Origin of the sequence: Amycolatopsis sp. NPDC021455 (assembly GCF_040640995.1) — a bacterium.
Taxonomy (GTDB): Bacteria; Actinomycetota; Actinomycetes; order Mycobacteriales; family Pseudonocardiaceae; genus Amycolatopsis.
This window is the reverse complement of record NZ_JBFACT010000120.1, coordinates 1-12,957: the sequence shown is the minus strand read 5'-3', so window position 1 is coordinate 12,957 and position 12,957 is coordinate 1. Positions and strand designations below refer to the sequence as shown.

The following is a 12,957-nucleotide window of genomic DNA, read 5'->3' as shown; positions in this document are numbered from 1 at the left end:
GTGGCCATGCTCGCCGCGGCCGGCGGTGTCCTGGTGCCGGTCGCCGGGGCGCTGGTCCAGGAGCCTGGGCCCCTCAGCTGCTGAGCGTGAACGCCCGGTCCGTGGCCGACCAGGCGGCCCCGATCACGCCTGCCGTCTCGCCCAGCTCGGACAGCACGATCGGCAGGTTCCCGGTGGCCAGCGGCAGCGAGCGCCGGTACACCGCGCTGCGCACCTCGGCGAGCAGCTGGTGCCCGAGCTGGGCGACGCCGCCGCCGATCACCACCATCCCCGGGTTGATGAAGCAGACCAGCGAGGCGATGACCTGGCCGAGCCGCCGCCCGCCGTCGCGGATGAGGTTGACCGCGCCGGAGTCGCCCGCCGCGGCGGCCCGGCCGACGTCGCGGGCGGTGACGGCCCCCCGTTCGGCGGCCACCTCGGCCAGGTGGGCCGACCGGCCGCTGCGGGCCAGGGCCAGCCCGTCGCGGGCCAGCGCGGCCCCGCCGAAGTAGGCCTCCAGGCAGCCGACCTCGCCGCACGCGCAGGTCGGGCCGAAGTCGTCGAGCCGGATGTGCCCGATGTCGCCCGCCGTGCCCGCGACCCCGCGGTAGACCTTGCCGCCGAGCACGATCCCGCAGCCGATCCCGGTGCCGATCTTGACGAACATCAGGTCGTCGGTCGAGCGCGCGACCCCGGCGTGCCGCTCGCCGAGCGCCATCGCGTTGACGTCGTTGTCGACCGCGACCGGGCAGCCCCAGAGCCCGCCGAGGTGGTCGCGCACGTTGAACCGGTCCCAGCCGGGCATGATCGGCGGCGCGACGGCCATCCCCTCGGCGAAGCTGACCGGCCCCGGCAGCCCGATGCCGGCCGCGACCAGCCGGCCGGGCGCCTCGTCCCGGACCTTCCCGGCGAGCTCGGCGACCCGCCGCAGCACCGGGTGCGGCCCCTGCCGCACATCGCAGTCCTCGACGGCGTGCGCGAGCACCTCGCACGAAGCGTCGGTGACCGCCACGCCGACCGACGTCGCGCCGACGTCCACCGCGAGCACCCGCAGGTCGCCCGCGAGCCGGACCAGCGTCGACCGCCGCCCGCCCCGGCTGGCCGACGGCCCGGCGGCCTCGACGAGCCCGACCTCGGCGAGCCGCGCCACCTCGGCGCCCACCCGGGCGCGCGGCAGTTCCAGGCGTTCCCCCAGCTCGACCCGCGACATCGGCCCCTCGTCCCGGAGCAGGGTCAGCAACCGGGTCTGGTGCCGGGTTTCGACCATCGACTGCTCCGGGGTGGGTGCCGCGCTCATTCGCCTCAGCCTAGTCCGGCGGCCGCCCCGGTCAGAGCGACGCCGCCGAAGTCGCGCGGGATCCTCGTCGCGCACGTAACGGCAGGCCTGACAATCACGCGAAACAATCACGGAAATCATTCCGGAGGATTTGCGCGGGTGCGAACGATTCGCGTTCATCATGCCTTCCGTCAGGAATTCGAGCAGCCGGCCCGTCCCGCCTTTCCCGCCGGTGCCACCCGCAGCGTGGCCACCGGTTACTGGGCTTGCCACCCGATCGGGGGAAATCGACGATTCGCGTTGCCGTCACATTCATGTGACACGAGAAGGTGCACGGCATGCCGGACCGCACCGATTCCCCCCACTCCTGGTCGAAAGTTCCCCTCGCGTGGGAACGCGCCAGCGGCGTGCTCTTCCTGTCCCGTCAGCGCGGCTGGATCTGGCGGGGCGTGCCGACCGGCTCGGCGGTACCGGAGCGGCTCGTCGGCCACCACACGACCGGCACCCACCAGGACGTCGTGTCGATCGACCTGATGGACGAGAAGATGCACACCATCGGCGCGCGGTTCGCCCCGGGTGACTGGGGCAGGCCCGGCGCGCCACCCGTCCGCGGCCCGGTCGACGGCCCGCCCGACGAAGTCCTGATGGAGGTTCTCGACTGGCCCGAACGGGACTGAGGCCGCCGCGACGGACCCGTGCCACGAGTAGCGGCTCCCGATCCACACGGCGACGCCGGGCACCTCGTCCGAGGAAGGCTTGAAGCGGCTGCTCACCTGCGGCGGCGCGAAGCACCGGCCCGCTCACGGCGTGAGGCCGAAGCGCCGGGCCCGGGCCACGGCCTCCATCCGGCCCTCGGCACCGAGCTTCGCCAGGATGTTCTTGACGTGCCCCTTGACCGTGTACAGGCCGATGCCCAGCCGCTCGGCGATGCCCTGGTTGGACAGCCCCGTGGACAGCAACGCCAGGACGTCCGCTTCCCGGGCCGTCAGGTGCGGTACCCCCGCGCCCGGCGACGGGTCGACCAGCAAGCCGGCCGTGTCCAGCAACCGCGAGCGCAGCCCGGGGTCACCGACCTCGTCGGCGAGGGCCCGCAGGTCCGCGTAGGCCTCGGCCACCCGTGAACGCCGGACGCCGTCCTCGGCGGTGTGCTGCTCACGCAGCCGCCGGAGCACGTCCGTGACGGCCAGATCCTGTTCCAGCGCACGAGCTTCGTGCGAAACCGCGTCGAGCAGGCGGCCCATCTCGCGCTGGCTGGTGCGCAGGGCGACGTAGAGCACCGCGACGGACCGCCGCGCCACTATGACCGGGGCCGCCGCCATCGCGCGCAGCGATTCGGCCCGGATCACCTGGTCGTAGCGGTGGGTGATGGCCGGTGAGCCGACGTAGTCCTGGATGGACAGCGCACGCTGCTGGTAGGCCACCCGGCCGCCGACGCCGTGCCCGGCGCCGAGGAGCACTCCGCGGAGCGGGCCGACTACCGGGCCGTCGAACGCGTTCAGCAGCACGCCCGACTCGGTGACCCGGCCGGCGAACGCCAGGCTCACCCCGGTACGGGCGCGCAGCCTCGCCAGGGCCGCCGCGACCGCCGGCGCCACCGGATCCACCCCCCTCTTCGGAGGGTGGCTCGCCTCTTCGCTCACCACCACAGTGTGACCCGGGCGGTCACGCGGTGACAATCGCCCGCCGTCCCGAATGGACCGGACGAACCCGGAGGTCGTCGTGCAGCCTCACCCTTCCGACGCGGTCGAAGCCTGGCTGGCCGCGTACGACTCGCCGGAGGCGGACGTGGCGCACCTGCTGTGCGACCGCCACGACGCCGAGGCCGTCGCGTTCACCTTCACAGCGCCGGATCTCACCTCGCACGAGGTGACTTACGGTGAGCTGGCCGACCGCTCCCGGCGGCTGGCCACCGTCCTCGCCGGACGAGGTGTCCAGCGCGGTGACCGGGTGCCGGTCCTCATGGGCAAGCGCCCCGAACTGGTGACGACCCTCCTGGCGATCTGGCGGCTCGGCGCCGTGCACGTCCCGTTGTTCACCGCGTTCGCCACCGGCGCCATCGAAATGCGCGTCGAAGCCTCGCGAGCGAAGCTGGTCGTCACCGAGCCGTCCCAGGGCGCGAAACTCGACCCGATCCAGGGCATCGACGTCCTCGAGACAGGCGAAGCGTTCGACCGGCTCGTCGAAGAATCCGAACCCTTGACGACCTCGGTCGCGGTCGGCGGCCGGGGGACGATGCTGCAGCTGTTCACCAGCGGCACCACCGGCAAACCCAAAGGTGTCCCGGTGCCGGTCCGCGCCCTGGCGTCCTTCCACTGCTACCTGCACTACGGCCTCGACGTCACCGAAGACGACGTCTTCTGGAACGCCGCGGACCCCGGCTGGGCCTACGGCCTCTACTACGGCATCCTGGCCCCGCTGGCCGCCGGCCGCCGCAACCTCCTCCTCGACGCCGGCTTCACTCCCGAGTCGACGGTGGCCGTCATCGAGAAGTTCGCCGTCACCAACTTCGCCGGGGCCCCGACCATCTACCGGGCGCTGAGCAAGAGCGGCCTGGCCCGGAACCTGCGCCTGCGCCGGGCCTCCTCGGCCGGCGAGCCGCTGACGCCTGAGATCGTCGACTGGGCGCGTGACGCGCTCGGCACGGAGGTCCGCGACCACTACGGCCAGACCGAGCTCGGCATGGTCGTCAACAACCACTGGCACCCGGACGTCGCCCGGCCGGTCAAGCCCGGCTCGATGGGGCAGCCCATGCCGGGCTACACCGCCGGCACCGTCGGCGGCCAGATCGCCATCGACGTCGAAAACAGCCCCCTGCTCTGGTTCACCGGCTACCACGAAGAGCCGGAAAAGACCTCGGAGCGGTTCACCGGGGACCGGCGCTGGTACCTCACCGCCGACTCCGGCCGCGTCGACGACGACGGGTACTTCTTCTTCACCGCCCGCGACGACGACGTCATCCTGGCCGCCGGCTACCGGATCGGGCCGTTCGACGTCGAAAGCGTGCTGATCACCCACCCCGCGGTCGCGGACGTCGCCGTCGTCGGCCGTCCGGACCCCGAAGGCATCCGCGGCGAGGTGGTCGAAGCCTTCGTCGTCCTCACCGAAGAGGCCGAAGCGAACGACGGCCTCGCCGCGGATCTCCAGCGCCTCGTGCGGGAGGAGTACTCGAAGCACGCCTACCCGCGTTCGGTGCACTTCATCGACGCGCTGCCGAAGACGCCGAGCGGGAAGGTCCAGCGATACCTGCTGCGGCAACGGTGAACCCTTGACAGGCCCGGCGCCGCTCGCTTTACTGCTCTGCACGTCGGAACGCCACTCCCGACGTGCAGAGGTATGCCCAGCCGGTATGTCGGTCTCTTAACCGCGAGCCCGGACTGAGTCGCCAGGACCCGTTCACGGTCCGAGGCGGGGTCGTGCCCACCATCATCCGGAGTTCGATGATGTCTTCCCCCCGCGTTCGGTTTCCCGGCTGCACAGGCAAAACCCGCTGATGGACCGCCGCGGGTTCCTGCGCGGCGCCGCCGGTCTGGCCCTCGGTACCGCCGTGGCCGGCTGCGCCCCGGCGCGCTCCGCCGGCGGCCCGGTCACGGTCGAGGTCTGGCACGGCCAGACCGACACCGGCAAGAAGGTCCTGGAAGAGCTCGTCGCGGACTTCCACCGGACCCACCCCGGGATCCGGATCGACCTCGGCGGCGGCGTCCTCGCCGACGCGATGCTCCAGAAGATCACCGCCGCGCTCGCGTCGGGGTCGTTCCCGGACATCGCCTACGTCTTCGGTTCGGACCTCGCCAGCGTCGCGCGCAGCCCCAGCGTCGTCGACGTCACCGACCTCGTCGACGCGGGCCCCGGTTTCTGGGCACCCGCCCGGGAAGCGGTCACCGTCAACGGCCGGGTCCGCGCGGTCCCGGCGCTGCTCGACTCACTCGCCGTGGTGTGCAACAAGGAGCTGTTCGCGGGCGCCGGGATCCCGTTGCCCGCGGCGGGCTGGACGTGGGCCGATTTCGTCGCCACGGCGAGGAAACTCACCGACGCCGGCAGTGGCACCTTCGGCACCGCGTGGCCCGCCACGGGCGACGAGGACACCGTGTGGCGGCTGTGGCCGATGATCTGGGACCTCGGTGGTGACGTCGTCGGCCGCGGCGGGCGCGGCATCGGGTTCGCCGACCAGGGCGTCCGTGCCCTGGAGGTCGTCCGCGACCTCGCCGCGGCGAAGACCGTCTACCTCGACCCGAAGACCGGCAGCGAGCAGATGTACCAGGCGTTCCAGGCCGGGCACATCGGCATGGTCGCGACCGGCCCGTGGCAGCTGCCCGACATCACCGACGCCGGGATCGACTACGCGGTCGTGCCGCTGCCGAGCTTCAGCCGCCGTCCGGTCACCATCTCCGGCCCGGACACCTGGACGCTGTTCGACAACGGCGAAGAACGCGTCGCGGCGGCCCGCACCTTCCTGTCCTGGCTGGCCGACCCGGCCCAGGACGTCCGCTGGGACGACGGCGCGGGCAGCCTCCCGCTGAGCCGCCGGACGCAGCAACTGCCCGCGTGGGGCGAGAAAACCGCCGAAACGCCCGGCCTGCCGGTCTTCGTCGACGCCCTGGAGAACGCCCGCGTCCGGCCGGTGCACCCGGCCTACCCCCAGGTGTCGGCGGCGCTCGGCACCGCGATCGTCGCCGTCCTGCTCGGCCGGTCGACCCCGGCCGACGCGATGCGCGACTGCGCCGCGGCCGCGAACGCCGCCCTGATCATTCCGCGATAGGGAGCCACCATGCCCGGACTTCCGAGGCCCATCACCGTGCCCAGCCGAGGCCCCGCCTCGCGCCAGGGGCTCCGCCACCCGGAACCCCCGAAAACCCCGGCCACGCCCGCAAGACGCCGGCGAAGCCGCGAAACCGCGGCCGCGTGGGCCTACGTCTCCCCCGCCGTGCTCATCATCCTCGGCCTCGGCGTGGTGCCCGTGGCCTGGTCGCTCGTGCTGTCCTTCCAGGCCGACGACCTGGTGACCCCGAGCCGCTGGGTCGGCTGGGACAACTACGCCGCGCTCGCCCAGGACCCGCACTTCGCCCAGGCCGTGGGGAACACCGTGCTGTACACGGTGCTCTACGTCCCGCTCAGCATCCTGTTCGGGTTCCTGCTGGCGCAGGCGCTGAACCGGCGCATCCGCTGGGTCGGCGTCTACCGGACGCTCGTGTTCGTCCCGTTCGTGCTGTCGGCGACGGCCCAGGGCGTGCTGTTCTCCTTCATCCTCGACCCCCAGTTCGGCGCGGCCAATTCCCTGCTGCACCACCTCGGCGTGTCGCCGCAGGGGTTCCTGACCGACCCGGCGCAGGCGCTGCTGGTGCTGGTCGGCATCACGCTGTGGAGCGGCACCGGCTTCTGCGTCGTGGTGTACCTGGCCGCGCTGCAGGACGTCCCGCCGTCGCTGGTCGAGGCCGCGCGGCTGGACGGCGCCGGAACGTGGCGCGTGCTCCGGCACGTCACGCTGCCCGCGGTCACCCCGGTGACGGCGTTCCTGGTGCTGTGGCAGCTGATCACGTCGCTGCAGGTGTTCGACCTGGTCTACGTGACGACCAAGGGCGGCCCGCTCGGCTCGACCACGGTCATCGTCTACTTCGTCTGGGAGCAGGCGTTCAAGAACTTCACCGCCGGCTACGGCGCGGCGTCGGCCTACGTGCTCGCACTGGCCCTGCTGGTCGTCGTGGTCGCGGTTCGGCTGCTGCGCCGGCCCGGGAAGGCCCTCCGATGACGACACAGCCGGCCCGGCTCAAAGTGCCCGCGACCCGCGCCGCGCTGCCCACGCTGCGCCGGCCCCGGCTGCCCTTCAGCCCCTGGCACCTGCTGCTCGTGCCGCTGGCGCTGGTGTTCGCGGCGCCGCTGGTGTGGCTGCTGCTCAGCTCCGTGATGAGCAACGCCGAGATCAACAAGTTCCCGCCCGCGCTCTGGCCGTCCCATGTGGACTTCGCCGGGTACCGCTATGTCCTCGAGAACGCGCTTTTCGTGCGCTGGTTCACGAACTCGCTGATCGTCTCGGCGGTGACCGTGGTGTCGAACCTGCTGTTCGGCACGCTGGGCGGGTACGCGTTCGCGCGGATGCGGTTCGCCGGCTCCCGGGCACTGCTCGCGCTGATGGTCGCGACGATGGCGATCCCGTTCCAGCTCACCATGATCCCGACGTTCCTCGTCATGAAGAAGCTCGGCCTGATCGACAGCCTCGGCGCGCTCATCGTGCCGTCACTGGTGACGCCGTTCGCGGTGTTCCTGCTGCGCCAGTTCTTCCTGTCGCTGCCCCGGGAGCTCGAAGAGGCGGCGTGGATCGACGGCTGCTCGCGGCTGCGCGTGCTGTTCACCATCGTGGTGCCGCTGTCGCGGCCCGCGCTGAGCACGGTGGCCGTGCTGACGTTCCTCAGCACGTGGAACGACCTGACCTGGCCGCTGATCGCGGTCAACCACGACACGACCTACACCCTGCAGCTGGGGCTCACGACGTTCCAGGGCCAGCACCACACGAACTGGGCCGCGGTGATGGCGGGCAACGTCATCACCGTGCTGCCCGTGCTGCTGGCCTTCCTCGGCGCGCAGAAGACGTTCATCCAGTCGGTCACCTCCAGCGGGCTCAAGGGCTGACTGTCCACTTCGTACAGACCTGATCGGATTCCCATGTCTCCCAAGATCACCTTCGTCGGCGCGGGCAGCGTCGTGTTCACCCAGGGCCTGCTCGCCGACCTGTTCGCCTACCCGGAGCTGGACGGCGTGCACGTCGCCCTGCACGACATCGACCCGGACCGGCTGGCCACCGCGCTCGCCGCGGCCCGGCGGATCGCCGCCGTGCGGGGCGTCAAGCCGGTGCTCACCGCGCACGCGGACCGCCGGGAGGCGTTGTCGGGCGCCGACTTCGTCGTGAACATGGTCCAGATCGGGATGGCGGCGGCGACGCGCACCGACTTCGAGGTCCCGGAGAGCTACGGCCTGCGCCAGACCATCGGCGACACCCTCGGCATCGGCGGGATCTTCCGCGCGCTGCGGACGTTCCCCTTCCTCAAGGCACTCGGGGCGGACATCGCGGACGTCTGCCCGGAGGCGTGGCTGCTGAACTACACGAACCCGATGGCGATGAACGTCCAGTACCTGAGCGAGGCCACCGGGCTGACGCGGGTCGTCGGGCTGTGCCATTCGGTGTACTGGACGGTGCACGGGCTCGCCGCGCTCGTCGGGGTGCCGTTCGAGGAGGTCACCTACGTCGCGGCCGGCGTCAACCACCAGGCGTGGGTGCTGCGGTTCGAACACGCGGGCGCGGACTTGTACCCGAGGCTGCGGGAGCTGGCCGAGTCCGACGGGCAGCTGCGGCGGCGCGTCCGCTTCGACATGCTGCGGCGGCTCGGCTACTACCCGACCGAGACCAGCGAGCATTCGGCCGAGTACGTGCCCTGGTACCTCAAGCACGACAGCGAGGTCGAGCGCCTCCGCCTGCCGATCGGCGACTACCTCGGCATCGTCGCGGAGAACGAAGCCGAGTACGAGCGGACCCGGCGGGCGCTCGCGGGCGACGAGCCGCTGCCCGTCGAAGGCACGGGCGAGTACGCGCCCCAGATCGTCCACAGCATGGTCACCGGCACCCCGCGGACGGTCTACGGCAACGTCGTCAACCGGGGCCTGATCGAGAACCTGCCGTCCGGCGGTGTGGTCGAGGTGCCGTGCCTGGTCGACGGCACCGGCGTCCGGCCGACCCGGATCGGCGCGCTGCCACCGCAGCTGGCCGCGCTCAACCGGACGTACCTGAGCGTCGACGACCTGGTGGTGCGGGCGGCGGTGGAGGACGACCCACGCCACATCCGCCACGCGGCGATGACCGACCCCGCCACGGCGGCCACGCTGCCGGTGGAGCGGATCTTCGAGCTCTGCGACGACCTGGTCCGCGCCCACGGCGACCGGCTCCAGCCCGCGCTGCGTGCCGTCCTCGGCCCGTGATCGTCCGTTGTTCCGCCGCATTTCCGCGTTTGCTCGTATCAGGGCGCGGTACCGCTTACTCTCTGTGGTGTGGACGGCATCGACAGTCTCCGGCACGCGATCGAGACGATCCCCATTCCCGGCGCCCCGCCGCGCTTGTCCCGGCAGGGCGCCGCCGTCGGGCTGGCGCTGCTGGACACCTCGCTGCGGCTGAACCACGTGCGGCGGCTGACCGAGCGGCTGACCGTCGTCGAGCACGGCACCGCCCGGCGGAGCACCGAGGTCGACGTCAGCCTCAAGCTGCTCGACGAGGGGCAGCGGCAGGCCACCGCGCAGCTGCAGGACCTCATCGGCCGGGAGCACGGCGAGCGGGCCGCCTCGAGGCCGGCTCGGCAACGGTCCCTGTGGGTGCCGCTGGCCCGGCTGCCACGCCGGGACGTCTCGCCCGTGGACGTGTTCGACAGCTCGGGCCAGAAGCTGCCGCGGCTCACCCAGCACGAGGCGTCGCGGCTGGTCGCCGCCGGGCTCTACCGGCTGCTGCGGGGCATCCTCGCCGGCGACGAGCACGCCCAGACCGCCAAGCACGAGCTGAACATGTTCCTGTTCCAGGTGCACGAACCCCGCTGGCTCGTCCAGCAGGCGCTGCTGACGCTGCTCACCGAGCGGAACCACCCGGAGGACGAGTTCACGCCGGCCGCGGCCGGCGGGACGGTGCCCGGATACGGGCGGCAGTGCCGGGAACTGGCGCTGGACATCCTCGACGGCTGTGCCGACCTGCTGGTCGAATACGCCTACCTGCTCGACGTCGCGGTCCGCGACTACATGCTGGTGGTGGCGCTGGACGACTCGGTCGAGGAACACCGGCTCAGCTACGAAACCCCGCTGCACGTCGACGCGCGGCAGCCCACCGCGAAGGAGCAGTGGCGGCGGCTGGCCTCCAGCCGCCGCGGCTACGTCGTCACCTACGAGACGATGATCCCGGCGACGCTGAAGTCCTACCACCTGGTGGCCAGGACCGCGCCGGAAGCCGAGATCGCCCGGATGTACCTGTCCACGGACGCCGACCAGCACCAGGTGGACGGCCTGGCCGAGGACCTGGTCTCGCTGGCCGAACGGCAGGACGCCGCCCCGCTGCAGGAAGCCGACGGCGCGCGGCACAAGATCCTCGAGCTCCAGGCGCAGACCGTGCTGCGCCCCCTGGCGGATCTGCTTCGGCGCCGCAAGTGGGAAGCCGGCCAGTCGGGAGTGGAGCTCTCCCCGCGCAGCCTGCCGGTCTGCCACCGGCTCGCGGCCGCGGCGACGACGGGCGAAGCGGTGCGGACGGAGTCGGGCGAGCTGGACAACTCGCTGCGGCGGCACCCGGAGTTCACCTCGGCGAACCTCCGCGAGGCCGCGCGCGAGCTGACCGACCGGGAGTTCGGGCAGGATCTCGTCCTGGTCAACGGCATCGCCGACAACGAGGCGCGGGCGTACTGGCGCCGGTCCGGCGGCCGCGACCCGCGCGGCGACCACGTCCGGATCCGCGCGACCCTCGTGCTCAAGGACTCCACGCAGTCCGGTCCGCTCAACGTGACGTTCTACGCGCTGGCCGTGGCTACGGTCTCGTTCGTCCTCGGCTGGCTCCTGGTCGGCAGTCCGTGGCCGTACGGCCGGGCCGCCACCGAGGCGCTCGGCCACATCGGCGACGGCCAGTCCGTGATCACCATGCTGCTGCTGTTGCCCGGCTTCCTCTACAGCCGCCTGTCGCTGCCGCCGCGGCGCACGGTGCTGGGCTACCTCGGCACGCTGCCGCGCGCGCTGGTCCAGCTGAGCATCGCGGCCGTCGCCGCGTTCGCCGCGGCCGTCGCGACGCAAAGTGGGGGTGGGGTCGTGCAGGCCACGCTCACGGTCGCGGTGGGCCTGCCGGTGCTCGCCGCGCTCGTGCTGTTCGGCCAGGCGTCGTGGCGGGGCTCGGCGATCCCGCTGTCCCGCATCGGAGTGCCGCGGTGGGCGGGCAACGGCGGCCGGGACCGCCGCAAGCCGCTCGAAGCCGACGTGCGGTTCGACTCCTCGGGGCGGTGGTGAGGATGCGCGGCCGGCGGATCTCCGTGCGGAACGTGGCCGACCTGGCCCGGGCCGGCTTCGAGATAGCGCGCCAACCGGTGACCGAGGTGGACTTCGAGGTGCACCACGCGATGGCCCGTCCCGGCTACCTGCGCGACCTCGTGGCCGCGGACTCCGACAGCGCGGTCTTCCTGGAGACGCTGTGCTCGGCCACGAACGGCGCCGGCGTCGTGATCGGCACCCACACGCGCAAGCCCCTGGACGGCGTCGAAGCAGCCGAGCGCCGACCGCCGGCCGAACGCCCCGCGCAGAACGCGGGCGGGTGGGTCTTCCGCCAGACGACCTCGCCCAACCCGACGTTCATCTACGAGTCCGCGCAGACGTTCGAAGGCCTGATCGCGATCGACCCGGCGGCGCGCGAGGTGTCGGAATGGCACGGCCTGGCCGTCCGCGACCTGGTGCGGGAGATCTCCGACGCCGCGTCCGCGCTCGTCGACGCGCCGCTGTTGTCGCTGCAGTGCCCGGTCCAGCTGCCGACGATCGTGAAGACCCGCAACCACGACCTGCGCACCCGCAAGGAGGTCGCGTCCCCGTACGCGTCGCTGGCGGTCCGGTTCGCGATCGCGCTGCGGGACATGTCCGCGGCCGCGCGGTTCGAACTGGCGGACCGGTTCCGGGAGCTGTGCGAGAAGCACGGCTACAGCTTTTGGCTCGCCGACACGCGCCCGGGGCACCGGCCGGGGAACTGGTTCGAGATCTCCCACGCCGACGGCGAGTTCTCGCCGCTGTACAAGGGCGACCTCCGGTCCCGCCAGCGGATCGCCACGATCCTGCCGGTGACCTTCGCCGGACCGGCCCGGATCGGCTCCACGCACGCGGTCGTCTCCTTCCTGCAGCGTTATCCCCAGGTGGGGGTGGTCGGCTGCGCCGGCACGACACTCTCGGACGTCGCGTTCGTCCACCTGCAGCTGGCGATCCACGGCGTGGCCGCCGACCGGCTGAACCGCATCCTGGGCAAGCTGCTCGGCGAGTCCTCGGCCCCGGCCCGGCCGGACAAGCTGCTGCGCGAGCTGTTCAAGCGGCTCGGCCTGCCACCCGACCCCGACGGACCCGGCTCGGCCGCGCAGGACCCGAGCGGCGACTACCAGACCTTCGCGGGTCCGGCGTTCGCCTACCGCCCGGGCCAGGCGCCCGACTGCCTGGCCGTCTGGGTTTCGTGGGAGATCGCCCGCCAGCACCAGGGCCTCGCCGCCCCGCTGGACTGCCTGTACCAAGCGCTGGCCCAGGTCGCGCCCCAGGTGCCGGTGCCGGGAACGACCGCCTCGGAGGGTGAGCCCGCCACCGTCGAGTACCTCATCTGCCGCGCCACCGAGCAGTCGGTGATCCGCGGCAAGGCGAAGCTGGCCGTGCCCCGGTCGGCCCTGCGCGGGTTCTCCTCCGGCGGCGGCGAACCACCCGCGGCCAAGCTGTGCGCGGCGCTCGAGGAAGCGTGGAAGGCCCACGTCGACCGATCCGGTGTGGACGGAGTGAGCGAGCTGACGGTGGCGTGGCGCGAATCCTGGCTCGGCCATTGGACCTACTCGTGAGCCGGAGCCGGAGCCGGAGCCGGAGCCGGCGTCGTGCGCCCGAGATTCGTTGACCGCGGGCCGGGATGCGCCCGCTCATGTCTTGAACGAGTCGTTCAGGACCTGGGGTGTCTCGAACGACTCGTTCAAGAC

10 protein-coding genes are annotated in these 12,957 nt (G+C 72.2%); 8 read left to right on the top strand and 2 right to left on the bottom strand.

Annotation, left to right across the window (positions count from 1 at the left end; translation table 11 throughout):
* Positions 1-73: 73 nt before the first annotated feature.
* A complete protein-coding gene (locus AB0G28_RS47830; RefSeq protein ID WP_361105836.1) occupies positions 74-1,276 on the bottom strand; it encodes an ROK family transcriptional regulator in 1,203 nt (400 codons plus the stop codon).
* A gap of 317 nt (positions 1,277-1,593) precedes the next feature.
* Between AB0G28_RS47830 and AB0G28_RS47825 the strand changes: the two genes are divergently transcribed.
* Positions 1,594-1,932 carry a hypothetical protein gene (locus AB0G28_RS47825; RefSeq protein WP_361105833.1) on the top strand — a complete coding sequence of 113 codons (339 nt, stop codon included), beginning with the start codon at positions 1,594-1,596 and terminating at the stop codon, positions 1,930-1,932.
* Positions 1,933-2,055: 123 nt separating this feature from the next.
* Here AB0G28_RS47825 and AB0G28_RS47820 read toward each other — a convergent pair whose 3' ends face one another.
* Positions 2,056-2,850 (bottom strand): LuxR C-terminal-related transcriptional regulator, encoded by a 795-nt coding sequence (locus AB0G28_RS47820; RefSeq protein ID WP_361105830.1) that lies wholly within the window; start codon positions 2,848-2,850, stop codon positions 2,056-2,058.
* Between the two features lie 124 nt (positions 2,851-2,974).
* On the opposite strand from AB0G28_RS47820, the gene AB0G28_RS47815 reads away from it, so the two are divergent.
* The 7 genes from AB0G28_RS47815 (at position 2,975) to AB0G28_RS47785 (ending at position 12,825) form a co-directional block, all read left to right on the top strand.
* Positions 2,975-4,516 (top strand): AMP-binding protein, encoded by a 1,542-nt coding sequence (locus tag AB0G28_RS47815; protein WP_361105827.1) that lies wholly within the window; start codon positions 2,975-2,977, stop codon positions 4,514-4,516.
* Positions 4,517-4,745: 229 nt separating this feature from the next.
* Positions 4,746-6,011 (top strand): extracellular solute-binding protein, encoded by a 1,266-nt coding sequence (locus AB0G28_RS47810; RefSeq protein WP_361105824.1) that lies wholly within the window; start codon positions 4,746-4,748, stop codon positions 6,009-6,011.
* Between the two features lie 9 nt (positions 6,012-6,020).
* Positions 6,021-6,998: a sugar ABC transporter permease gene (locus AB0G28_RS47805; protein ID WP_361105822.1), complete on the top strand. Its 978-nt coding sequence runs from the start codon at positions 6,021-6,023 to the stop codon at positions 6,996-6,998.
* Positions 6,995-7,876 carry a carbohydrate ABC transporter permease gene (locus AB0G28_RS47800; protein WP_361105819.1) on the top strand — a complete coding sequence of 294 codons (882 nt, stop codon included), beginning with the start codon at positions 6,995-6,997 and terminating at the stop codon, positions 7,874-7,876. Before AB0G28_RS47805 ends, AB0G28_RS47800 begins: the two co-directional genes overlap by 4 nt.
* A 33-nt stretch (positions 7,877-7,909) precedes the next feature.
* Entirely contained in the window at positions 7,910-9,217 is a 1,308-nt protein-coding gene (locus AB0G28_RS47795) for an alpha-glucosidase/alpha-galactosidase (RefSeq protein WP_361105816.1), read from the top strand.
* A gap of 69 nt (positions 9,218-9,286) precedes the next feature.
* Positions 9,287-11,260 carry a hypothetical protein gene (locus AB0G28_RS47790; protein ID WP_361105813.1) on the top strand — a complete coding sequence of 658 codons (1,974 nt, stop codon included), beginning with the start codon at positions 9,287-9,289 and terminating at the stop codon, positions 11,258-11,260.
* Between the two features lie 2 nt (positions 11,261-11,262).
* Positions 11,263-12,825 (top strand): hypothetical protein, encoded by a 1,563-nt coding sequence (locus tag AB0G28_RS47785; protein ID WP_361105811.1) that lies wholly within the window; start codon positions 11,263-11,265, stop codon positions 12,823-12,825.
* Positions 12,826-12,957 lie beyond the last annotated feature (132 nt).